Source organism: Pedobacter sp. KH_004 (genome assembly GCF_057840755.1).
On sequence record NZ_CM174519.1, the window covers coordinates 697,423 to 722,747 of the forward strand.

Here is a 25,325-nt window from a genome sequence, read left to right on the forward strand (position 1 = left end):
TCATCGTATTCCTATATTTAATAAATCAGTTTAACCCTTAAAATTCAGAAGATGAAGAACAAAATTTTTTACGTTGTTGTTACTCTATTTCCATTTGTTTACGCTTGTAACTCATCAGATAAAAAAGCTGAAGCCGCAAAGAAAGATTCGCTAATTAATGAAACATGTTATGCTTCGGCGTTTGAAAAAGACAGCGCTGCTATGATTGTAAAAACAATGGCATCGGGTAAAGTTACGGGCTCATTGTTAATTAAGTATGGCGATAAACCTCAGAACAATGGGAAAATAGATGGCAAATTTAATGGTGATACCTTGTTGGTTGATTATCGTTTTAACACTGGCCCAGATACTACAAGAGCGTTTACAAATCCCTTGGCTTTTTTGAAGAAGGATGGGAAATTAATCATGGGGGTTGCTCAAATTGAAACCACTTTAGGTAGGTCTTATTTTGTTAAGGGCAAACCTATTAATTACGAGGCGGGTAAGTTTACTTTTGCTGAAGTGCCTTGTAAGTAAATTTTTCATTTAAATGAACTTCCGAAGACTTTTAATCATGTTTTCTTTGGTAGTAATTGCATCAGTTGGTTATGATAACTATTACACAACAAACATAGTGTCAGGTTCTTATTCCTATGAATTTCCATTTGCTGTTCCAGAGGGACCAAGCAAAGGTGATAATTTACTTTTATTAGAGAATGGTAATTTTAAAAGCGATACCTGGGGTAGCGGAACTTATAAGATAGAAGGTTCAAAAATTTTATTTAATTATAAATACAAATTCGGAGAAGCGGGTTTTCAAACTAATCTTTACAGACCTTTTTTATGGGGAAACCGCGAATAAGTATTTCATCAGATCTCGATTATTATTTCAAGCAAAAGTAAATAGTGTTTTTTTATTAATATGCTTATTCTAGTCTTAGCGTCCCGCTAAGACTTTTATATGTCAATTTCAATCCCCGCCGTCATTTCGAGCGCAGCGGAGAAATCTTTGAACTGGAATGACTATTTAACTTATAGGAATTGTTTTTCCAGTTTAATGGTGAACATAAATGAAGCATGCTAATGGGTTGCAGATTCTTTGTCGCACTACCATTGACGGTTTTAACTTTCCGTCATTGCGGAATCGATTTTTCATCGATTGAAGCAATCTCATTTGTTGTATTATTTTATTAAAGGAGATTGCTTCGTGCCTCGCAATGACGACCGTTCTTAACGTCATTTATATTGATTTTTATGAAATAAATTACCTCCTCAGAATGACAAAGTTAAAAATAGTTTTTAATGCGAGGGACCAAGCAACCTTAGACTATTACAGGTTAAATCATAACCATCGCAATAAGATTGCTTAGTGCCTCGCAATGAAGAAATAGAGTGATATAAATTATTTTTAAATAAATTACGACAATTTCTATAGACTTTGTATATTTGATAAATTAATAAGAAATAATCACGAGCTAAAATTCCTGACATGATTTTAATTAAAGTAGAAAAAGCGAACATTGAACCAAAAATTACACTGATAGGTGCTGGTCCTGGCGACCCGGATTTATTTAGTTTGAAAGGTGTTAAAGCATTGAAAACAGCTGATGTTGTTTTATATGATGCAAATGTGAACGAAGCTTTACTGTGTTATGCCCCAGAGGGAATTCCTAAGGTATACGTGGGTAAAAGAACCGACGATGAAGATTTTTCGCAGGATGCAGTGAACAAGCTGATCATCGATTATGCACTAAACTATGGTCATGTGGTTCGGTTGAAAAGCGGCGATCCGTTTTTCTTTGCTAAAGGTTATGAGGAAATTGATGCTGCAGAATCATATAGCATTCCTACTGAAATCATACCTGGTATCTCAAGTGCGACTGGTGCGCCAAGTCTGCAGAAAATTCCAATGATCTATAAAGACTTAAGTGAGAGCTTTTGGGCGGTAACAGGAACAAACTCAAAGGGAGAAATATCTGAAGATTTATACATTGCAGCTAAAACAAAGGCTACGATTGTAGTTTTGAACGGAATTGAAAAAGTAGAAGAGATTGCTTCCATTTTTCAAACTGAAAACAAAGGTTTGCTTCCTGTGGCTGTGATTCAGAATGGCTCTACTACACATGAAAAAATTGCTGTGGGCATAGTGGATACCATTGCGGAAGTTGTTCAAGATAAGAAGATTACTGCGCCAGCTTTATTGGTTTTCGGTGATGTGGTGTCATTACACCCGCAGTTTCAACCGATTAGAGATTTTTACGAAATCATTGCTGAAGAATATTAAGGGTAATAGAATTATATATTTGTTTTGTTGTTAATAACCGCTGGCGAAAGCTTAGCGGTTTTTCGTTTCAAGGAGCTCCCGCTGATTTTCGCAGCAGTTAATTTGATGCAGTTTGGTAGAAACAGTCTTTCGCTGAACACGCGTGATTGAAATGGAAATCTTTTTTGCTGGGCATTCGACAGGCTCAGGATGACAGCAACAAAGCGATTGTAAGGAAAAGCAGGGTTGCACCAAGCCAAAAGTGATGAACTTTCACTTTCAAAAAATGATCATTCAATTAATGAATTATCTAATTTCAATCTGCGAGAATCTTCTAAATCTGAGTTAAAGTCTCTCGCCAAAAATTAATATTGAATTATTTTCAAATCAGAAAACAATTGGTAACTTAACGAAGTTATCTACACCAAATATTTAATGGAAATTATACATATCAGTGCCGAGTGTTACCCTGTTGCTAAAGTTGGAGGTTTAGCAGATGTTGTTGGGGCTTTACCGAAATACCAAAATAAAATTGGCCACATTGCCAAGGTTGTTGTTCCCGCATACGAAACAAGGTTTGTAAGGGAAAGCGAATTTGAAGTGGCTTACGATGCCTGGTCTAACTATGGCAATAATCATTTTTCTTATCGCGTTTTAAAAGAAAAAACCAATAAACTAGGTTTTGATCTATATATCATTCATATTCAGGGATTAACCGATAGACCAAATGTTTATGGTTATGATGATGATACCGAGCGTTTTATCGCCTTTCAAATCGCAACATTAGATTGGATGGCACAATGGGAACATCGCCCGGATATCATTCACTGCCACGATCACCATACCGGACTGGTTCCTTTTATGGTTTCGAATTGCTTAAAATATAGTTCACTAAATCAAGTATCTACAGTTTTAACGATACATAATGCACAATACCAAGGGCAATTTGGCTGGGAAAAATTGTACTATTTACCAGCTTTCGATTTATGGAAAGGTGGGTTGCTGGGCTGGGAAGGCGCCATAAACCCCTTAGCATCGGCCATTAAATGTGCCTGGAGAGTTACTACCGTTTCGCCAAGTTATTTGGATGAAATGATGGACAATGCCAGAGGCTTGGAAAGTTTGTTGCGCCAGGAACGATGGAAATCGGTTGGTATTTTAAATGGCATTGATACCGAGGTTTGGAATCCGGAAACTGACCCGATGCTATCAAAAAGTTACAAGTTAAAAACGGTTGAAGCGGGAAAAGCAGCAAACAAAAAGGCGCTCTGCGATGTTTTTCAATTAGATGCATCAAAGCCCTTGTTTACCTTTATCGGAAGATTGGTTGATGAAAAAGGTGCAGATTTATTACCTGATATTTTTTACACGGCATTGCAACAACACGGCGAAAATATTAATGTGTTGGTTTTAGGTTCAGGCGACAGTTGGGTTGAAGGGCGGTTAAACCAGTTGAAAGATGTATTTGGCGGCAAGTACAATGCTTATATTGGGTACAATGAACAGGTATCGCATGAAATGTATGCCGGAGCAGATTTTCTTTTGATGCCATCGCGGGTTGAGCCTTGTGGTTTAAACCAGTTGTATGCTTTGAGATATGGAACGGTTCCAATAGTAAGGAGAGTGGGAGGGTTGAAGGATACGGTTATAGATATTGGCGATGGTGGTTTTGGTCTTTGCCACGATCAAACCAGCGTTTGGGATGTTACCCATGCCATTGATAGAGCAGTGGGCTTTTATAATGATAAAAAAACTTTTAAGGCGGTACGTAAAACCATGATGAAAATTGATCATTCTTGGGATAGGGCAGCGCTGAACTATATAGAATTATACCAAATACTTAAATAAGCTTAAACATGACTGACAAAGTTTTAGGCGTTATCCTTGGCGGTGGCCAGGGCTCTAGATTATCGCCACTCACACAAACACGCTCAAAACCTGCAGTTCCAATTGCAGGGAAATATCGGTTGGTAGACATCCCAATTTCTAATTGCCTTAATTCTGGCATCCACCGTATGTTTGTGCTGACCCAGTTTAATTCGGCATCCCTAAATAAACACATTAAAAACACCTATCACTTTAGCCATTTCAGTACGGCTTTTGTTGATATTCTTGCAGCGGAGCAAACAGTACAAAATGCTGGTTGGTTCCAAGGAACAGCTGATGCGGTACGTCAATGTATGCACCATATCGTCTCTCATGAGTTCGATTATATCTTAATATTATCTGGCGACCAATTGTACCAGATGGATTTCAAAGATATGATTGAGAAGCATATTGAAGCACAGGCTGAAATTACTATTGCAACCATTCCGGTAACAGCAAAAGATGCAACAGATTTTGGTATTCTGAAGGCGGATGAAGAGAACATGATCACTTCCTTTACTGAAAAGCCTAAAACAGGTTTGGAAGCTTGGGTATCTGATACTGGTCCGGAAATGCAGGGAGAAGGACGTCACTTTTTGGCTTCGATGGGTATCTATGTTTTCAATCGTGATTATTTAATCAATATTTTAAACGAGAACGAAGAAGAGAAAGATTTTGGTAAGGAAATTTTGCCTAGAGCAATAAACGAAAGTCGCGTGTTGAGCTACCAATACGAAGGTTACTGGACAGATATTGGTAACATATCTTCTTTCTTCGAGGCAAACTTAGGTTTAACTGATGAAATTCCTCAGTTTAATATGTTCGACAGCAGCCATACTATTTTCACCAGAGCCAGGATGTTGCCTCCTTCAAAGATTTCTGGTACAACATTAGAAAAAGCCATTATTGCTGAAGGTTGCATTGTTCAGGCGAGTAGAATTGAACACGCTGTTTTAGGGATCAGGGCCCGTATTGGCAGAGATACCATTGTAACTAATACTTATGTAATGGGTAGCGATAGATATCAAACCCTTGAGGAAATCCAATCTGAAACTGAACAAGGAAACTCTTTGATCGGTATTGGCGACAGGTGTTATATCAACAATGCAATCATTGATAAAAACTGCCGAATCGGCAATGACGTTAAAATTAATGGAGGTCCCCATTTAGAAGATGGAGATTTCGAATTATACGCTGTAAAGGATGGAATCGTGGTAGTGAAGAAAGGTGCTGTTTTGCCTAGTGGAACAGTAATTTAATGATAGTCATTTTGATTAACTCAGCCAGTTTTGAATTTCAGAACTGGTTTTTTTGTTTATAACCGTTTTGAAAGATTGTTCTTTCTCCAAAAATTTCGAACAGAAGAAACAAATCGCTGATACAGGTAGCGATTTCTTCGAAAAACCAGATTCCTGCCAACATTTTCGGCCTAAGCTTGTTAATCAATAAACACAAAATGAGCGTATGGCTGAACAACATCTTTATCAAACTGGAATTATAGGAAATTGTGCCTTTTTAGCACATGTAAATAAAAATACAGACATATCGTGGCTATGCTGGCCTCGATTTGATAGTCCATTTGTATTTGGAAGTTTATTAGATAAAAACCAAGGAGGCGAATTTTCAATTTTACCGCAAGGTGAATTCACTTCATCTCAACATTATATTGAAAATACCAATGTTTTAAGAACTGAAATTACAGCTGAAGACGGCAAATATCGAATTACCGATTTCGCCCCACGGTTTCATCTTTATGAGAGGTATTTCAAACCTTTGATGTTTATTCGTAAAATCGAACCCTTGCAAGGTAATCCGAGGGTAACTATCAAATGTCAGCCTGTTTGCGATTATGGAAAGAATAAAATGCGGGCGAGTAGGGGCAGTAACCATGTTGATTATCATGGTTGCGATGAAAACATCCGCTTAAGCACCAACGTTTCCTTAACTTATATTTTAGATCAAAAAGCTTTCGTACTAAATGAGCCGAAGTATCTTATCATGACTTATGGCGAAAACCTGGAAGCGCCCATTGTAAGTACTGCAGAGAATTTCCTTCGCGAAACCGTTTCTTATTGGAGGCTTTGGATTAAACATTCATCTATTGCAGGTTTTTACCAACCTTTAGTGATTCGATCGGCTTTAGTTCTAAAAATTCACCAGTACGAAGATACTGGGGCAATTATAGCGGCGAGTACCACAAGCTTACCAGAATCGCCAGGTAGTACCCGGAATTGGGATTACCGGTATTGCTGGTTGAGAGATTCGCATTATGTGCTTACGTCCCTAAACCATATTGGTCATTTTGAAGAAATGGAGAAATATTTTAATTACTTGTCTGATATTTCTCACGCCGAGGATGAACGATACCAGCCATTATACGGAATTGCCGGCGAAAGGCAGATCACTGAGCATACCTTAGATCATTTGGAAGGTTATAAAGGAGAACAGCCCATTCGGATTGGAAACCAGGCTTACGAACACATTCAAAATGATATTTATGGTCAGGTTTTAATTTCGATGTTACCGCTTTATACTGATCATCGTTTTGTATTTTCAGAACGCAGCGATTCTGTTAAATGGATTGAAAGTGTGCTATCAAAGATTGAAAGAACAATCGATGAAAAGGATGCAGGTATTTGGGAATTCAGGAATATTGCAAATGTCCATTGCTATAGTAATTTGTTTCAGTGGGCCGGAGCACAAGCAGCTTTAAAGATGGCGAAAACTATTGGAAATGCTGATTTTGAAAATCGGGCACAGGTATTAATTGATAAAGCTGCCGCACATATTGAGTCTTGTTACGATCCAAGCAGAAAAGTTTACACAAATGCAGTTGGTAGTCCGCATCTGGACGCCAGTACATTGCAACTAATTATGATGGGTTATTTAGATCCTGCTTCTGACCGTGCAAAAGATCATTTAATCGGTTTAGAAAATGAGCTGAAAACCGAAGATGGTTTATTTTACCGCTACCTACATGAAGATGATTTTGGCAAACCAAAAACAACATTTTTAATCTGTGCATTCTGGTATGTAGAAGCTTTGGCTTGTGTGGGCAGAACAGACGAAGCGATTAAGGAATTTGAAAACATTATCAAATATTGTAATCATTTGTTGTTGTTCAGTGAAGATGTTGATGCAAAAACCGGCAGTCAGTGGGGGAATTTTCCTCAGGCTTATAGCCATGTTGGTTTAATGAATGCGGCTTATCGCATTGCAATTAAATTAGATCGACCGATATTTTTGTAACGGTTAAAAATTCCCGCAGAATAAGAAGAATTTCGCTGATTTTGGAGCGGTTATCATTTAATCTGCGGGATTTTTATTTGGAATAAATTAATTCGCTATTTTTCATCCCCCACTGATTGGCAAATTTAAAGCATTCAATTTAATATTCCAGCCTATGCAGCAAGGATGGGATTAATTAAATTAATCTCTCTCTACAAACTCTTCTTTCACCAGGCTCCAAAGCAATTGTCTTACTTCTTTGAAATCGTTTAGATAATACTTCGCTTCAGATAAATTATTGCCGACTTTAACGGTAATCGCATCATTTGGTAAGGCCCTGAATATATCCTCATCTGTATGGTCATCACCAAGGGCTATAATAAAGTCAGGTTGTTTATTGTAAAGCCAATTTAATGCAGCTTTACCTTTGTTTACTTCAATGTTTTTGAATTCAATCACCTTATTGCCTGGCATCAATTGCAGACCTTTATCGGCAGCTAAGATTTTCATATGGCTTACAATTTCATTTGCCCTCAATTCTCCCAATCCTTCTTCGGCTTTCCGATAATGCCAAACTAATGAATAACTTTTTTCTTCGATAAAAGATCCAGGTGTTCTGTCGGTATAGGTCTCCAAAAGCGACCGAATTTCGCCTTTCCATTGATCAGTAAGCAGTGGCAAACAATTCCATTTATCGCCCTGTGCTTTTTGCCAAGCCCCATGCTCTGCGATCATATCTACTTTTAAATGTCCGAACCATTTTTCGAGTGTTTCATTTCGCCTTCCGCTAATGATGACAACTGTGTTGGCAGGATCCAAAGTCAGGTTCTCAATTAAATCATAAAGCTCATCATCAGGAGACGCATCGTCAATATTACCAGTAAAATCCACCAGTGTACCATCATAATCAAGGAACAGTACCCGGTTTTTAGTTTCAGCATATTTCGCAGCTATGATTTCGTTAACTGAATTTACTGCGTGTTTTGTTTGCAATGATTTTTGAGAATCTTTCACTTCGTTTAATCTTAAAATAAAATTGTTTACCCAATGTTTAACATTGAATTTTTCTACAATTGCCCGCATGGCTTTCATACGGGTTTGCTGTTCTTCTTGAGGCATTTTTAAGGCCGTGACAATAGCCTCCATAATATCGCCCAGGTTATTTGGATTAACCACTAGTGCGTCGGTTAACTCCTTTGATGCCCCAGCCATTTCACTTAAAATCAGTACACCATCGTCCTCGTTTCTACTGGCCACGTATTCTTTGCTTACTAAATTCATTCCGTCACGCATGGGCGTAACCAGGCAAATATCTGCTGATGCGTATAAGGCCGATAACACCTCAATAGGGAAAGATCGGTAGAAGTAATTTACTGGGATCCAGTCCATTGATCGGTAACGGGCATTTAGATTTCCAACAAATTGGTCTATTTGTTCCCGCAGTTCATGGTATTGAGGAACCGTATCTCTTGATGGAACCACAATCATAAATAGCTCAATTTTCCCGATGTATTCGGGATGTACTTGCAAGAGTAGTTCAAGGGCTTTTAAGCGCTCCAGTATGCCCTTACTGTAATCCAATCTATCAATGGAAAGGATTATTTTCATATCCTCTTTTCCATTGCTAAAATCTCTTATTTCTTGTTTTACAGCTTCTGTCGTGCTTAATGATGAAAATTTTTCAAAATCTATTCCCATCGGAAAGGCTTCTATAACAATTTGCCTTTCGTTACTATTAAGCACATTTGATGATGAATTTACCGGTAGTAGGCGGGTAGCAGTGCTGATGAAATGGCGCACATCATCATAAGTATGGAAGCCTATTAAATCTGCGCCGATTAATCCGTTAAGTAATTCTTCACGCCAGGGAATTAATCTGAATATTTCGTAAGAAGGAAAGGGAATATGTTGGAAGAATCCGATGGTAGAATTGGGTAATTTTTCTCTCAAAATTCCGGGTAATAAAAGTAATTGGTAATCTTGAATCCATATTTTATCTCTTCTGTTCAGCACCTTCATGGCACTCTTTGCAAACTTGTCGTTCACCGATTTGTAGCAATCCCAGTAACTTTGCTCGTAATGCGCATAAGTAACCAGGTAATGGAAAACCGGCCATAAAACTTCATTAGAGAAGCCTTCGTAATATAAATTGATTTCTTCTTGAGTAAGGAAAACAGGGTAAAGATTGAGTTCTCCTAATTTTTGAATAACTTCTTCTTGTCTTTCTTCAGGAACATCGATTCCCGGCCAGCCAACCCAAATGGAATTGCCTGATTTGTACACGTCTCCCAATCCGGTAGCAAGGCCGCCCTCGCTCGGAATAAAGGTGTACTCGTTATTTTCTTCGATGATTTTAACGGGTAGTCTGTTCGATATTATAACTGTCTTCATGCTTGTATTTGATGTATCCACATAAATAAAAGCCATTTAAACATCTTTTGTTTGAATTTTGTTTGAAAACAAACATTGAAATGATTTAAGGAAAAATATCAATCACAGATAAAAGCACGAATACAGCTAAGGAAAATTGATTTTTAATCTGCATCAATTTTTGAAATCCTTTGGTTAAAAAACCTAAACGTAATTAAACACTAATGAAAAAGTTGTTTGCTCGTTTGGAGTGGAAACTACTTCGATGCTGCCGCGGTGCATTTTCATAATGTTACGGCTAATGGTTAAACCAATGCCCGAGCCATTTTTACGGGTGGTATAAAAGGGAACGAAAATTTTCTCCAAATCCTCCGGTACAATTCCTTTTCCGTTATCGGTTACATCGATGTAAAGTTTCGTATTTTCCAGTCGATAACTGATCGAAACATGTGGATTTTCATTTTCTTCAACGGCATAAATGCCATTGGTAATGAGGTTAATTAGAACTTGTTCAATCAGTTTTAAATCGAGTTGAACAGTGATTTTTGAGGAAGTTTGCTCCACCTCAAGCACCACATTCTTAACTTTTGCAAAGGGCTGCATCAACACTTTAATGTGTTTCAGAATTTCCCCTATAGTGTGCGATTCTAAATTTGGTGTTGGTAATTCGGCAATCAAGCGGTAATCTTTTACAAAGTCTAACAAGCCGGTAGAGCGTCGTTTGATGGTTTGTAACGCAGTTTTCAAGTCTTCCATTTCCTCCAAATCCAAGTTCTCTCTGTCTGTTACCATGCTGTTAATCGTGTCGGATAACGAGCTGATCGGGGTAATGGAGTTTAATATTTCATGAGAAATCACACCGATTAATCGATTCCAGGCTTCAGTTTCTTTTTGTTCGATTTCATCCTTAATGTTCTGGAAGCTGATGATGGTGTAATTTTTTTCGTATAGATTTAACGGAATAACTTCTGTAGATAGCTGGATTAATTTTTCCTGAATTTTTAGTTCCAGAAAACGTTTTCCTCCCGAAGAAATCTGATCGATTTCATTGGCGAAAGCTGGTAAATGTTGTTTAAGGCGATGCCAATACTTGTAAGCAGGAACGCTCAAAAGACTCGATGCCGCCTGATTGAAAAAGGCAATCTCTTCGTTATCTTGTGCGGTTTTTGTATTATTTACTACGATTACCCCAACCGGAACTTGTTCCAAAATGGTTTTAATTAGCTGGAACATCGCCTCTTGTTCCATCCTGATTTGCTTGTGCACCTGCAGAATTTCACTGAAAGACTCATATAACTCAGGGAAACTGCCTTTTGTGGTTTTATTCTTGAAATTTAACGTATGGTCGCGGGTTTTGACTGCTAAAATGAAACGTTTAATATCCGAACGGATTTCGTTTATGTAATAGTACAGCGAAATTATCGAACCCAATAAAATTAAGCCTACTCCAAGAATCGTAAACCATAACTGGGTGTTCTGGATTAGATAGAATAGGAGATAGCCCAGCAAATTAATGAGGAGTAACCTGGAAATTAGACGAAAAGTAAATCGTTTGTAGAACATACTTTTAAGGTTAAAGGTTGAGGTTTTTGAGGTTGAGGGTTTGTTTGCGAAATAAACCTTTCCACCTGCTACACGCTCCCTTAAATTAAATCCCGAATTTTTCAATTCTCCTGTATAAAGCAGCTCTGGTTAAACCCAGTTCTGCCGCTGCTTTTGATATATTCCCTTTGTGTTTGTCAATAGCTTTTTGTACCATCATTCTTTCCATTTCGCCGAGCGCCATTTCATCCGGCATTGATGTGTTTTGTGCAAACCGCTGCGGACTTAATTGCAAATCTGCTTCTGAAATTTCATTTCCATCACTCATAATAACTGCACGTTCCAAAACATGCTGCAGTTCCCGAACATTTCCTGGCCATTTATAATTTAATAAAACATCTTCCGCTTTATGGCTTAAACTTCGGGTTTCTTTATGGTATTTTGTGCTAAAAACCTGCATAAAATGATTGGATAAAAGCAATATATCCCTTCCTCGTTTTCGTAGTGGTGGTAACAGTAGTTCTACTGTATTTATTCTGAACAATAAATCTTGTCTGAAAGTATTTTTGGAAACCATTTCATTCAAAGGCATATTGGTGGCGGTAATTAAACGAACATTTACTTTACGTTCTTTACTTTCGCCAAGGCGGATTACGGTTCGGTTTTGTAAAACGCTTAATAATTTAGCTTGCAGGGGCAAGGTGAGATTTCCAATTTCATCTAAAAATATGGTTCCGCCATCTGCTAATTCAAAGCGACCAGGTTTATCCTCTTTTGCATCGGTAAAAGCGCCTTTAGCATATCCAAATAGTTCGCTTTCGAAAAGGTTTTCGTTTAATGAACCTAAATCGACATGCATGAAAACCTGATTCTTACGCTGCGAATTGCCATGGATTTCATACGCAAAAACCTGTTTGCCTGTGCCGTTTTCGCCTAAAATCAAAACGTTGGCATCTGTGGGCGCAACCTTTAACAATGTGTTTTGAAGTTGTTTAATTCCATCGGCCTCGCCAACGATATGCTCAAAACCCCGTGTCATATCTTTGTGTAGCGAAGTGTGGATTTTCTCTAGTTTCTTAACCTTTCTGGTTGATTCGCGAAGTTTTGATGCTGCGGAAATGGTGGCAAAAAGTTTTTCGTTTTCCCAGGGTTTAAGAATGAAATCTGTGGCACCTTTCTTAATCGCTTTAACTGCAAGCTCAACGTTTCCAAAAGCAGTCATTAATATAACCACATAATCTTTATCAATCGACAGGATGTGTTCCAGCCAGTACAAACCTTCACGACCATCGCTTGCACCCTTTTGATAATTCATATCGAGCAAAATTATATCAACCTCGTTTTTGCTCAAAAGCACATTGATTTCTTTCGGTGATTTACAGGTAATAACTTGCTTCACTTGCTGTTTCAGAAACAAGCGAGCACTTAAAAGAATGTCATCATCATCATCGATGATTAAAACTGTAGCGTTTAACATGGATCTAAATTTATAAAAAACCACACCTTTCAAAGGTAATGGCATTTGTTTTTTCTATCCTTCCACTTTCATTCAAGCGCAAGAAATTGTGGTTTAGATAGTTTTATAACCTACTTATATTGTATATTTCAAAAAACCTCACCCTGTTAAAGGAAGAAGCATTTACATTTTGCTACTGTCCCTCTCCTTGAATAGAGGGATTAGAGTAAAGTTGTTTGAACCGACACCCAAATATGCCTTACGTTTTTTCTGCTCTGTAAGAAGAGGGGATAAAGGGAGTGAGGTTCTATCCTCAAAAATAACTAAACTGTCCGCTCTCGCACATAAACTGTCCGATAATGAACAATCTAAAATGTTAATTAATCTTTAAGTAATTGATTTTTAATTATTTATGTTACTTAATTACGTTTGGCACAAGCTTGGCGTAACTGAGATCACACAGTACAACCGAACAATGGACAAAAAAATTGAAAAGAAAAGATTTAGCACTAAAACCCTGATTATTATCGGTGGGGCACTTGTTTTCTTAGCAGTTGTAATTTATGGCTATACTTTATCTTTAAAGAAAACCTACAGTGCAGATGCGGAAAAACTAACGATTAGCAAAGTAGAGTACGGTGATTTTGAAGATGTAGTGTTATTAAATGCAAGTGTCGTCCCGTTAACTTCGGTAATTGTAAGTTCATCGGAGGGTGGAACAGTTGCCGAAATTTTTACTGAAAATGGTGCTTCTGTGGTTAAAGGAACACCTTTATTGAGGATTTCGAATTCCAATGCCATGTTGAGTTATACTTCGAGCCAAACCGCTGCCACTGAACAAATTAATCAATTGAGAAAATCGAGATTAGATTTGGAGCAAAATCAAAGGGTTTTAAATCAGGATGTTTTGGATGTTGAAAATAGTTTAAGAACTGCCGCTCGTCAGTATCGCTTGGATAGTTCGTTGTTTGCTAAAAAAGTGATTACACTTCAGGAGTTTAACAAGTCTAGTCAAGACTACGAATACTATCAGGGAAAACTTAAGATTGTACGCCAGGCGGTAAAGCAAGAAAATCAAAGCAGAAGAATGCAGCTTTCGCAAATTGACCACTCGATGGGGCAGATGAACGAAAGTTTGGAAATGATTCGGAAAAATATAGAAAATATGACGATCAAGGCGCCTGTATCAGGTAAATTATCATCTTACGATCCTGTTATCGGAAAATCATATAACTCGAATGAAATGATTGGGAAAATTGATGTTTTGCAAGGTTATAAATTGCAAGCTGGTGTTGATGAATATTATATCAACCGCGTAAAGGAGGGGCAGACTTCTACCTGCGAATTTAACGGAAAAACATATAATTTAACTGTGAGTAAAGTAATTCCAGAGGTTACAGCCGGGCAGTTTCAGGTAGAATTGGTTTTCAAGGGTGCTGCACCGGAAGGTTTGCGTCGTGGTTTATCACTTCAAACGAAGTTAACGTTGTCTGATAACAGCAAATCTTTACTATTGGCTCAAGGTCAGTTTTTTCAAAGTACAGGTGGTTCGTGGGTGTTTGTGGTACACAATGGTAAAGCGACGAAGAAAAATGTAAAAATCGGCAGAAAAAATTATCTATACTACGAAATTTTGGATGGTTTACAAAAAGGCGATGAAGTGATCACCTCATCTTACGATCAGTTTAACCAATACGATCAAGTGGAGATCAATAAGTAAGATTAAAAAAATAAGATGCTCATAGGATATTTAACCAATCTACAATAGCCTCACATCTTGATACTAAATACTTGATACTAACAAGCTATGATAAAAATAGAAAACTTAGAAAAAGTTTATAAAACTGAAGAAGTAGAGACTACAGCTTTAAACGGAATTAATCTTCACGTAAAAGCAGGCGAATTCGTTTCGATTATGGGACCATCTGGCTGCGGAAAATCGACACTGTTGAACGTAATGGGTTTATTGGATAAGCCAGAAAGCGGAAGTTATAAGTTCATCGATACCGAACTTTTGACTTTAAATGATAGGGAGCGCTCTAATTTTCGTAAAAGAAACATGGGATTCGTCTTCCAGAATTTCAATTTAATAGATGAATTAACGGTTTTCGAAAACATCGAATTACCACTCATTTATAATAAAGTAGCTGCCGGAGAACGTAAAAAGTTGGTTAACGAAATCATCGAAAGAATGAATATCGTAAACCGTAGCGGACACTTTCCACAACAGCTTTCGGGTGGTCAGCAGCAGCGTGTTGCGGTAGCAAGGGCATTGGTAACCAAACCGAAGTTGGTTTTAGCCGATGAGCCTACAGGTAACCTGGATAGTTCTCATGGTAATGAAGTGATGGAGTTGCTTTGTGAATTGAACGAAACCGGCACAACGATCGTAATGGTAACGCACTCGAGTCACGATGCTAGTTTTTCAAACAGAATCATCAACTTGAAAGATGGCCATGTGATTTCTGAAAAGATAAATAAAAGCCGAAACGAGGAGTTGATATAGATGAGTTAAAAGTTATGGGTTACCAGTTACAAGGCTGAACTCATACTCAAATCTCTCCATTAATTAAAAATAGTTTTAGTTTAATGATAGGCCAGCCGAATCTTCCTGGATGGGAAGATTCGGGTAAGGCGCTTAAAGGTTAAAAGTCAAACGTGGTAAGTTCTACGTACTGTACTTATAATTTAAACTAACGATGTAAAACTCAAAAAATGTTCAAAATAAACTTAAAAATCGCATTGCGAAACCTTTGGAAAAATAAAGGATTCACCGTTATAAATGTTGGTGGATTGGCCATTGGATTAGCCAGTTGTATGATTTTGCTTTTATATGTGGCGTATGAGTGGAGCTATGACAAACACTACGCCAATGCAGATAAGACTTACGTAATCTATCAGAATGCACCTGCGAACGGGAAGATTTTTAGTTTTGCATGGACTCCAAATGTTATGGCTGATGAGGTTGCAGGAAAAATCCCTGGCGTGAAATATACCTCACATTCCAGTTACCCAAGTCCGAAATTACTTTCGGTGGGAGATAAGAAAATCAGTGCAAAGCTGAACTTTGCAGATCCAAATTTTTTAAAAATCTTCGATTTAAAATTTATTAAAGGAAATGCGGAACGGGCGCTCAAAGACGTTAATAACATCATGTTAACGGAATCTCTGGCAAAAAAACTTTTCGGAAACGAAGATCCGATTAATAAAACCGTTAAGCTTGAAAATCAGGATGTGCTGAAGGTTGAAGCTGTAATTGAAGACGTACCTGCAAATAGCAGCATCACCTATGAGTGCTTGGCTCCCTGGGCACTTTTTTTAAAGCGAGAACCCTGGGCACGTCAACCTAACTGGGGAAACAACATGTGTTTGACCGTTGTTCAGCTTAACAATAATAAGTTTCTGGCTGATGCAAATGCTGATATGAAAGGCATTTACAAACGCAATCAGAAGGGTAACACTGCCGAGGCACTCTTATTTCCACTAATCAAATGGCATTTGTACGATGATTTTCAAAATGGAAAATCGGTCGGAGGTAAAATTGAGCAACTTAAAATTTTCTTATTATTGGCTTTTTGTATTCTTTTGATTGCTTGTGTAAACTTCATGAATTTATCTACCGCCCGTTCTGAGCGGAGAGCGAAAGAAGTTGGAATTCGTAAAGCTATCGGTTCTACGAGAAAATCTTTGATCGGTCAATTCTTGCTAGAGTCGGTCTTTGTAACGGTATTAGCAGGTGTTTTGGCTTTCATTTTAGTAGAGGTCAGTTTGCCATATTTCAATAATCTGTTGAATACAAGCCTGGAAATCGATTACAATAGCTTCACTTTTTGGGGTACATTATTTGGTTTAATGATTTTTACGGGATTCATGGCGGGGAGTTACCCAGCTTTGTATTTATCATCTTTTGAGCCGATAAAAGTGTTGAAAGGATTAAAAATTAAATCTGATTCCTCTGTTTCTATCCGAAAAGTTTTAGTAGTTGTTCAATTTATATTCGCTGCTTGTTTAATCGTTTGTACTTCAGTTATCTATCAGCAATTAAGCTACGTTAAAAATAAGCCAATAGGTTACGATAAATCAAACCTTGTCCAAATTGCGGTTCAAGGTAAAATGGGCAACCGAAGCAAGTTGGAACTGCTTAAAACCCAAATGTTAAAGTCTGGTGCGGCAACAGGAGTAACCTTTTTTAGTAAAGACATTACTGAAAGTGGTAATAATACAACAGATGTTCATTGGCAAGGCAAAACAGCTGGAGAATCTATCTTGTTTAATAACCGAGGAATTGGCAGTGACTTTATTACAACCATAGGCACGGAATTAGTTGCCGGAAGAGCAGTAGAAACAGAATCGAAAAGAGATAGCAACAACATCATGCTTAACGAGGCTGCCGTTAAAATGATGAATCTAAAAAATCCTATTGGAGCTAAAATCAGATTTTGGGATGTAGAAAAAACAAATGTTGGTGTGGTGAAAGATTTTGTGGTTGAAAGCGCTTATCAAAAAGTAGCACCTATGATTTTTTATCCAAGTTATATGGATGATGTTCAGGTGATCCTTGCTCGTTTAAATCCTAACCAAAATATCAGTTCTTCGTTAGAAACCATTGATGGCTTAATTAAGCAAATTGAACCCGATTATCCGGTAAAACGAAGATTTGTAGATGAATCTTTCGAGGTTAAATTTCAAGATGAAAAATTACTAGGTACACTTTCAAACTGGTTCGGAGGTTTTGCTATTTTCATTTCTTGCTTAGGCCTATTAGGATTAGCTCTTTTCATGGCCGAGCAACGCAAAAAGGAAATCAGCATTCGTAAAGTGCTGGGCGCCAGCACTACAAATATCCTTACGCTTTTAAATAAAGACTTTATAAAACTAGTGGCGATAGCGAACTTAATAGCCTTTCCGTTAGCGTACATTATTATTAACAAGTGGCTGTCTGCTTTTGAATATAGAATTGCAATTTCAGCAATACCGTTTGTGATTGCAATTGGATTGTCTGTTTTGATAGCCATTTTAACAGTAAGCATCCAATCGGTAAAAGTAGCAAAAGCTAACCCTGTCGATGCACTTAAATATGAATAATTAGCCCCTCCCAACCTCCCCGGAGGGGAGGAGTTGCAAAGTTTTATACCGTTTGAACCGAACAAATAATGTTAGTAGAAATAAAATTTTTTAACCACAAACAAAAGTCCTCCCTTCCGGGGAGGATTTAGGAGGGGCTTTATGTTCAAACTCAACCTAAAAATCGCATTGCGAAACCTGTGGAGCAACAAGTCTATCACAGCAATTAACGTTGGTGGTTTAGCTATTGCTTTGGCTGCGTTTATTTTGGTGGCCATGTATTTTACTTATGAAACCAGTTTCGACAAATCAAATCCTAACTATAAGAATATTTATGTGGTAGGGGTAACGTATCCCGAGTTTAAAACGAATTACATCGCGGCTCCATTTGCAAAAGCCATTAAACAAACTTATCCGGAAGTAGAATCGGTTGGTTTAATAAAGGAAGGCTCTTTTGAACTGACTATCAAAAATGGAAAGAACACACTTTTTACCAAAAATATACTGGCTGTAGACTATAATGCAGCGAAAATGCTAAACATTGTGCCAGAAAATGGTCTGACCAAACCATCAGGAGATATAGAAAGACTCAATTATCTGAGTAAAGAAAGCATGAAAACACTTTTTCCTGATAAAAAAGATAATAAGCCCGAGATGGTTGGTTATGGAGCGAGCAACTCGGGGATAACGGGAACTATAGCAGGCACTATTGACGGGAAAAAACATTCTAACTTTAACTTTGATGGGGTTTCTTTGGCAGCCGAACTGGGTGAGCATGATAACTATGATATGAATGACTATTCAATCTATCTGAAGTTAAAACCTCATGTTGATGTTGCAAACCTTGAAAGAAAAATAAGTGAGTTATATCGATACGAATTATTGAAAGTTAATGCCAAAAAGGAGTTAGCTGAATTAAAAACCATCTCTATATTTTTAGATCCACTGGCAAACTTACACCTGCGCCCTAAAGCGGGAAACGATCTGCCTTACAAAACCTTGATGGCGCTTTCCATACTCGGATTTTTAATTCTTGTGATTGCATGTATCAATTTCACCAACCTGAGTATTGCCCAGGCCAGTAAACGAGCCAAAGAAGTTGGCCTTAAAAAAGTAATGGGTGCCTACCGTTCGCAGCTTACCATACAATTTCTTACCGAAATATTTATCCAGTGCTTTATCGCTACCGTACTGGCTTTAATTTTAGCAGAATTAGTGTTACCTCAATTTAATAATCTATTTCAGGTTAATCTATCCGTTTTGCAAATTGATAATGGATTAATTTGGGAGCTTCCACTAATTTTAGTCATCATCACACTGATTGCAGGCACGTATCCTTCTATGGTTTTATCTGGCTTTAAACCAGCTTTAGTATTGAAGGGAAATTTTGCTGCCAGCAAACAAAGCTCTTGGTTGCGAAACGGATTGCTGATCTTCCAATTTAGTATTGCTGTAATTTTTATTATCGGCTTATTAACTATCAATTCACAATTGAAATACATGCGAACGCAGGATGTTGGATTTAATGCCAATCAGGTTGTTTATGTCAAAAACTTAACGCTCTTTAACAATCCAGTCAAGTTTGGTTCTGTCAGTTTTAATCCAGTAAGAGATAGGTTAATGCGGATTCCAGGAGTAAAATCTGCTACGGTTGCAAGTTTCATCCCTGGCGGCCAGAATGGAATAAATAGTTATGCCTATCAAGCGACCAAGGCGAACATCGATTTCGTAAACGTAGATTTTGACTATTTTGAAACCCTGAATATAAAATTAAAAGAAGGCCGCTTTTTCTCAAATGCCTTTGTAACAGATACTGCCAATTCTGCCATCATTAACGAAAGCGCAGTGGCAAAATATGGTCTTAAAAACCCTGTTGGCCAGATCATCAAAGGCTGTAATATCGATTATAAAATTGTAGGCGTAATTAAAGATTTTAAAACCCAGGGTTTCGAAAGTACGGTACAGCCTACAATATATACGATTAAGGACCCCTGTGGAAGTTACAAAACACAAATCCTTCTGAAGATAGAGGAAAATAAAATGACCGATGCGCTGGCTGCTTTGAAGGCGCAATGGCCGCAGATTAATCCGCTAGATGGTGAAGATTTCAGGTACGAATTTTTAGATGAGCTTTATGGCAAACTATTTAAAAAGCAAGAGCAACTGCAATCGGTGTTTTTTGCAGCGGCTTTGCTCACCATCTTTATTGCCGTTTTAGGTTTGTTTGCCTTTGCAAAATACATCACTAACGGCAGAATCAAAGAAATCGCTGTGCGAAAAATTTTAGGGGCAAGCGATGTTCAGATTTTCAAGTTGATTAACAGTTCTTTTTTTATCATGGTGCTCTTAGCCAATTTAATTTCCTGGCCGGTGGCTTATATCCTGACTAAAAAATGGCTGGAAACCTTTGCCTACCGAATTGATTTACCGATACTGCCGTTTTTGCTAAGTGCTGCCATCACCATTTTGTTAACGGTAGTTACCGTAAGCATTCAGGCTAAAAAAGCGGTAAAGGCTAATCCTGTTGATGCTTTGAAATACGAATAAAATCGAGTTAACAGTTGCGGGTTACCAGTTATAAGTCTGGGCTCGCAACAGGTAACACATAACCCATAACCCAAATATGTTCAGATTAAATTTAAAAATCGCTTTGCGAAACCTTTGGAAGAATAAAATTTCATCTTTCATTAATGTAATCGGTTTGGCTATTGGCCTTGCAGCTTGTTTAATGTTGCTGCTCTATGTATCATACGAATGGAACTTTGATAAGCAAGCCAAAAACTGGCAAAATGTTTATATAGCGATGACCAATGTTCCGGGTGAAGGTGGGAAAATTGGTGGTACTTTTTATGGTTCAACCACTGCGTTAGGTCCGCTGCTGAAGGATAAACTTCCCGAAGCGAAATACGTTGCACGGATGGACTATGGCAAAAAAAGCCTGATAGCAAATGGACAAAATAGTTATAAAAAAGATTCAAAATTTGCTGAGCCCGATATTCTCAAAATGTACGATTATGAGTTTATTTACGGGGATGCTAAAACTGCGCTAAATAATCCACTTTCAGTAATTTTAACAGAAAGTACGGCAAAAACGCTCTTCGGAACCAATGATGTTCTGAATAAATCGGTTCGTTTTCAAGACAAAGAAAACTTAACAATTACCGGAGTAATTAAAGATTTGCCAGAAAATAGTTCGAACAGGTTCGATTTTTTAATGCCCTGGTCGTTTTACGAAATCGTTGATGAGAGCGCCAAAGATTTAAACTGGACAAATTACAGTTTCGTAACGATGGTTACCCTAAACGCTGATGCCAATATTGATATGGTAAATCGTAAAGTAGACGAATTGGTCAAAAAAAGCGCCGAACAAACAGAGCAATCGCAACCAAACTTTTTATACCAAGCCAGTAAACTTCACTTGTTTGGTACATTTGAAAATGGGAAACCAGTTGGAGGAGATATTGAGCAAATCTGGCTTTTCATGGGGTTAGCATTTGGGATATTGCTTATTGCCTGTATCAATTTTATGAACATGGCAACTGCCAAATCAGAGAAAAGAGCTAAAGAAGTTGGAATTAAGAAAACCATTGGGGCGAATCGTACCTCGTTAATTCTCCAGTTTTTAACCGAATCAATGGTGCTCACATTGGTTGCTGTAGTAGTTTCAATTGCTTTGATAGAACTTTGTCTGCCTGCATTTAATCAGTTACTCAATATAAATCTTGGAATTTCGTATTTCAATACCGCAAGTTGGGTAGGTATAATGACAATTGTAATTGCAACTGGTTTAATTGCCGGCAGTTATCCTGCGTTCTACCTATCTTCTTTTAATCCAATCCAAACGCTAAAAAGGAAAGTCAAGGCCAGAGGATTTCTAACGATAAGTTTAAGGCAAGTATTGGTGGTAGGCCAGTTTTGTTTTGCCATTATATTGATTATTGCCACTTTGGTTATTTATCGCCAAATCCAATACGTCAAAAATAAGCCGGTTGGCTTTGATGTAAATGCCTTGGTAGAAATTCCTCAGGATGGTGAGTTGAAAGGTAAATTTGAACTGTTCAAAACTGAAATGCTGAAGTCTGGTGCAGTAACATCGATGTATCAATCATCCGTTAGCCTTTCTCACCGCGGTCGGAATTTTATGGATATTAAATGGGATGGGATGACAAAGCCCGAAAATACGGTGATGTTTAACCAGGTAGCCACCTCTTACGATTTTACCAAAACCAACGGAATTAAATTATTAGAGGGAAGAGATTTTTCTAAAAACTTCGCCTCAGATACCGGTGCGTTACTGGTAAGTGCCTCGGCCGTAAAAGTGTTTGGCTATAAAAATCCTATTGGCAAAAGGGTAAATCTTTATGGCACTAATGCTTATATCATCGGAGTATTTGACGATTACGTTTGGGATTCGCCATACAAATCCAATAATCCACAGGTGGTTTTCTTAAATCCTGCGCAAACAGGCACCATCACGATTCGCTTAAATAGCGCCAATAATTTGCAAAGCAACATCGAAACCATCAGTAGAATTACGAAGGCTTTCAATCCTGCTTATCCAACAGAGATTACTTTTATAAATTCATTATACCAGGAGAAATATAAGTCAGAAAAAACCTTAGGTATTCTTTCCAACCTGTTCGGCGGACTAGCGATTTTCGTATCCTGCCTGGGTTTATTCGGTTTGGTTGCCTACAGTGCCGAGCAACGTACTAAAGAATTTGGCGTACGCAAAGTGCTTGGCGCATCGGTTGCTAATCTGATGCAATTGCTTTCTCTTTCATTCATCAAAATGATTGTGGTCGCCATTATTGTTGCGGTTCCAATAAGTTACCTGGCGATGAATAGATGGCTCAAGAATTTCGAATTCCATACCGAGATTTCCTGGTGGATTATTCCCTTGGCAGCAATAGCAACACTATTAATGGCTTTAATTACGGTGAGCTTTCAAGCATATAAAACAGCAAAAGCTAATCCGGTTGATGCTTTGAAATACGAATAGAATCGAGTTAACAGTTGCGGGTTACCAGTTATAAGTCTGAGCTCGCAACAAGTAACACATAACCCGTAACCAATTATGTTCAAACTTAACTTAAAAATCGCATTACGAAACCTTTGGAAAAACAAGCGGTTCAGCTTGATTAATATCGGTGGATTAGCTATCGGATTGGCGAGCTGTATGCTGTTATTGCTGTACGTTTTTTACGAGTTTAGTTTCGATAAACAGTATGAAAACTACAAAACGACTTACGTAGCGCATACCAATATGACGGCCAATGGAAAAGTGCACACCTGGGCCTGGACGCCTGGATTGTTAGCGCCAGAATTAAAAGCCAAATATCCTGCAGTTGTTAATGCAGCAAGATCTTCCTACCCATTTGAGCAACTAATCAGCTACGATGATAAAAAAATCAAGAATAAAGGTTTATTTGCCGATCCGGAATTTATCAAAATACTCGACTACAAATTTTTAAGTGGGAATGCTTTTTCTCCACTTGATAATATAAATAGCGTTATTCTTACTCAATCACTAGCGCATAAATTATTTGGAAACCAAAATCCACTTGGTAAAATTGTAAAACTTGATAATGAGGATGGACTAAAAGTTGAAGCCGTTATCGCTGATTTACCAGAAAACACCAGCATCAAATTTGATTATTTGATGCCTTGGAAATTAAATGAACAAAAACAAAAATGGATCAAGGAGCAAGGCTGGGGAAGCAACTTTTGTTTAACCATTGTGGAACTTCAAAATAGTGATTTGTTTGAGAAATTAAATGCTTCTCTTAAAAACATATATAAAGTTCATGATAGCAAGCTAGATAATAATGAACTTTTTCTGCATCCCCTTTCCAAATTACATCTTTACAATGAGTTTGAAAACGGTAAATCTGCGGGAGGAAAAATAGACCAGTTACGAATTTTTTTCATGCTCGCCATCTGTATCCTGCTGATAGCTTGTGTAAATTTTATGAATTTATCTACCGCCCGGTCCGAGAAAAGAGCAAAAGAAGTTGGTGTCCGTAAAGCAATTGGGTCTAGCAGAAAAGCACTTGTTGCTCAGTTTATTTTAGAAAGCACTTTACTGGCCCTCATCGGAACAATAATTGCGTTTATCTTAGTAGAAATTAGTCTTCCATATTTTAATTCCATCCTAAATATCAACTTAATAATTCAATACAACGATTGGCGATACTGGCTTACCTTGGTTGGTCTGGTGCTAGTTACGGGGTTGCTTGCAGGCAGCTATCCTGCATTCTATCTCTCATCTTTCGATCCCGTTAAGGTGCTAAAAGGTTTCGGCGTAAAAACGGGTTCAGCCATTTCTGTTAGAAAAGTGCTTGTCGTTTCCCAATTCGTATTTGCAGCATGTTTAATTATTTGCACAGTGGTAATTTATCAGCAGTTAACTTATATTAAAAATAAACCATTAGGTTATAGTCAGGGGAATTTAGTTCAAATGGCAGCGTTAGGTAACTTAAGGCAAACAAGTAAAGTTGAACTTTTAAAAACCCAGATTTTGAAATCTCGCGCTGCGACCAGCGTGTCTTTGTTGAGTATGAATATTGATGAAGGGGGCAATAACACCTCAGATATCAATTGGCCTGGAAAAAATCCTAACGACAAAGTTTTATTTAATCAACGTGGAATTGGTTACGATTTTATTGCAACTACCGGTACCGAGATGATAGCAGGAAGAGAATTTAAAGCCGAATTCCCTGGCGATTCCAATAAAGTTTTAATTAATGAAGCTGCAGCCAAAATCATGTCGCTTAAAAACCCGGTAGGAACTGTGATTGATTATGATGAATATAAATGTACCATTATTGGTGTAATGAAGGATTTTGTCGCAGAATCACCCTATCAAAAAGTTGCGCCAATGATTTTCAACAGAGCTTATCATGATGATGGAGGTGTAATTCTCATTCGCTTAAATGAAGCTGAAAATATAAGTGCCTCTTTATCGAAAATCGATGCAATGGTAAAAGCAATAAATCCCGATTATCCTATAGATCGGGTATTTGTAAGTGATTCATTTGAAGAGAAATATAATTCTGAAAAGCTTTTAGGAACGCTCTCTAATTGGTTTGGAGGTTTTGCAATTTTTATTTCTTGCTTAGGCTTACTTGGATTAGCATTGTTTATGGCAGAACAGCGTAAAAAGGAAATTAGCATCAGGAAGGTATTGGGCGCTAGCACAAGCCATATACTTACTCTACTCAATAAAGATTTTGTCAAGTTAGTAGCAATTGCCAATCTGATCGCATTCCCTTTAGCGTATGTCATCATAAACAAATGGTTGTCGGCATTCGAGTATCGGATCAATATATCGGTATTGCCTTTTGTAATGGCCTTTGCGGTTTCTTTCCTGATTGCCGTTTTGACGGTCAGTATTCAATCGATAAAGGTTGCAAAAGCAAATGCTGTCGATGCACTTAAATATGAATAACCTGTCCGTTCGATTTTGAACAAACATTTGTTCGGAATCGAACAGTTTATATTGCTGATTTATTGTAAATTACTGATAATCAACTTATTGAAACCTGTTGTTTATAG

The 25,325-nt window shown here is 37.7% G+C and carries 15 protein-coding genes; 12 read left to right on the forward strand and 3 right to left on the reverse strand.

Annotated features, from left to right (window positions below; genetic code table 11):
- The first annotated feature begins 51 nt into the window (after positions 1 to 51).
- The 6 genes from AC3ITD_RS03230 to AC3ITD_RS03255 all read left to right on the forward strand — a co-directional run bounded on the left by AC3ITD_RS03230 (position 52) and on the right by AC3ITD_RS03255 (position 7,357).
- Entirely contained in the window at positions 52 to 516 is a 465-nt protein-coding gene (locus AC3ITD_RS03230; RefSeq protein WP_489363956.1) for a hypothetical protein, read from the forward strand.
- A 13-nt stretch (positions 517 to 529) separates the two neighbouring features.
- Entirely contained in the window at positions 530 to 841 is a 312-nt protein-coding gene (locus tag AC3ITD_RS03235; protein ID WP_489363957.1) for a hypothetical protein, read from the forward strand.
- Between the two features lie 627 nt (positions 842 to 1,468).
- On the forward strand, positions 1,469 to 2,263 hold the full coding sequence (gene cobA / locus AC3ITD_RS03240; protein ID WP_489363959.1) for a uroporphyrinogen-III C-methyltransferase: 795 nt from the start codon (positions 1,469 to 1,471) through the stop codon (positions 2,261 to 2,263).
- Between the two features lie 414 nt (positions 2,264 to 2,677).
- Positions 2,678 to 4,090, forward strand: coding sequence for a glycogen synthase (locus tag AC3ITD_RS03245; protein ID WP_265797673.1), 1,413 nt, complete (start codon positions 2,678 to 2,680; stop codon positions 4,088 to 4,090).
- A gap of 8 nt (positions 4,091 to 4,098) precedes the next feature.
- The gene (locus tag AC3ITD_RS03250) at positions 4,099 to 5,367 is read left to right on the forward strand and encodes a glucose-1-phosphate adenylyltransferase (protein WP_265797672.1); all 1,269 of its coding nucleotides are present in this window, start codon (positions 4,099 to 4,101) and stop codon (positions 5,365 to 5,367) included.
- 205 nt (positions 5,368 to 5,572) lie between these two features.
- Complete coding sequence (locus tag AC3ITD_RS03255) at positions 5,573 to 7,357, forward strand: glycoside hydrolase family 15 protein (protein WP_489363962.1); 1,785 nt, start codon at positions 5,573 to 5,575, stop codon at positions 7,355 to 7,357.
- Between the two features lie 180 nt (positions 7,358 to 7,537).
- On the opposite strand, the gene AC3ITD_RS03260 is transcribed toward AC3ITD_RS03255, so the two are convergent.
- The 3 genes from AC3ITD_RS03260 to AC3ITD_RS03270 all read right to left on the reverse strand — a co-directional run bounded on the left by AC3ITD_RS03260 (position 7,538) and on the right by AC3ITD_RS03270 (position 12,725).
- Positions 7,538 to 9,727, reverse strand: coding sequence for a bifunctional alpha,alpha-trehalose-phosphate synthase (UDP-forming)/trehalose-phosphatase (locus AC3ITD_RS03260; RefSeq protein ID WP_489363964.1), 2,190 nt, complete (start codon positions 9,725 to 9,727; stop codon positions 7,538 to 7,540).
- A 183-nt stretch (positions 9,728 to 9,910) separates the two neighbouring features.
- A complete protein-coding gene (locus AC3ITD_RS03265) occupies positions 9,911 to 11,374 on the reverse strand; it encodes a sensor histidine kinase (RefSeq protein WP_489363966.1) in 1,464 nt (487 codons plus the stop codon).
- Positions 11,355 to 12,725 (reverse strand): sigma-54-dependent transcriptional regulator, encoded by a 1,371-nt coding sequence (locus tag AC3ITD_RS03270; protein ID WP_489363968.1) that lies wholly within the window; start codon positions 12,723 to 12,725, stop codon positions 11,355 to 11,357. The genes AC3ITD_RS03265 and AC3ITD_RS03270 overlap by 20 nt, the downstream gene beginning before the upstream one ends.
- A gap of 391 nt (positions 12,726 to 13,116) precedes the next feature.
- Here AC3ITD_RS03270 and AC3ITD_RS03275 point away from each other — a divergent pair, with 391 nt between their 5' ends.
- The 6 genes from AC3ITD_RS03275 to AC3ITD_RS03300 all read left to right on the forward strand — a co-directional run bounded on the left by AC3ITD_RS03275 (position 13,117) and on the right by AC3ITD_RS03300 (position 25,218).
- Positions 13,117 to 14,424, forward strand: a complete 1,308-nt coding sequence (locus AC3ITD_RS03275) for an efflux RND transporter periplasmic adaptor subunit (RefSeq protein WP_489363970.1) — start codon at positions 13,117 to 13,119, stop codon at positions 14,422 to 14,424.
- Positions 14,425 to 14,511: 87 nt separating this feature from the next.
- Positions 14,512 to 15,210 carry an ABC transporter ATP-binding protein gene (locus AC3ITD_RS03280; RefSeq protein WP_489363972.1) on the forward strand — a complete coding sequence of 233 codons (699 nt, stop codon included), beginning with the start codon at positions 14,512 to 14,514 and terminating at the stop codon, positions 15,208 to 15,210.
- A gap of 209 nt (positions 15,211 to 15,419) precedes the next feature.
- On the forward strand, positions 15,420 to 17,789 hold the full coding sequence (locus AC3ITD_RS03285) for an ABC transporter permease (protein ID WP_489363974.1): 2,370 nt from the start codon (positions 15,420 to 15,422) through the stop codon (positions 17,787 to 17,789).
- Positions 17,790 to 17,930: 141 nt separating this feature from the next.
- Entirely contained in the window at positions 17,931 to 20,315 is a 2,385-nt protein-coding gene (locus AC3ITD_RS03290; RefSeq protein ID WP_489363976.1) for an ABC transporter permease, read from the forward strand.
- A 76-nt stretch (positions 20,316 to 20,391) separates the two neighbouring features.
- A complete protein-coding gene (locus tag AC3ITD_RS03295) occupies positions 20,392 to 22,770 on the forward strand; it encodes an ABC transporter permease (protein WP_265797663.1) in 2,379 nt (792 codons plus the stop codon).
- A gap of 75 nt (positions 22,771 to 22,845) precedes the next feature.
- On the forward strand, positions 22,846 to 25,218 hold the full coding sequence (locus AC3ITD_RS03300) for an ABC transporter permease (protein WP_489363979.1): 2,373 nt from the start codon (positions 22,846 to 22,848) through the stop codon (positions 25,216 to 25,218).
- Positions 25,219 to 25,325: the final 107 nt, after the last annotated feature.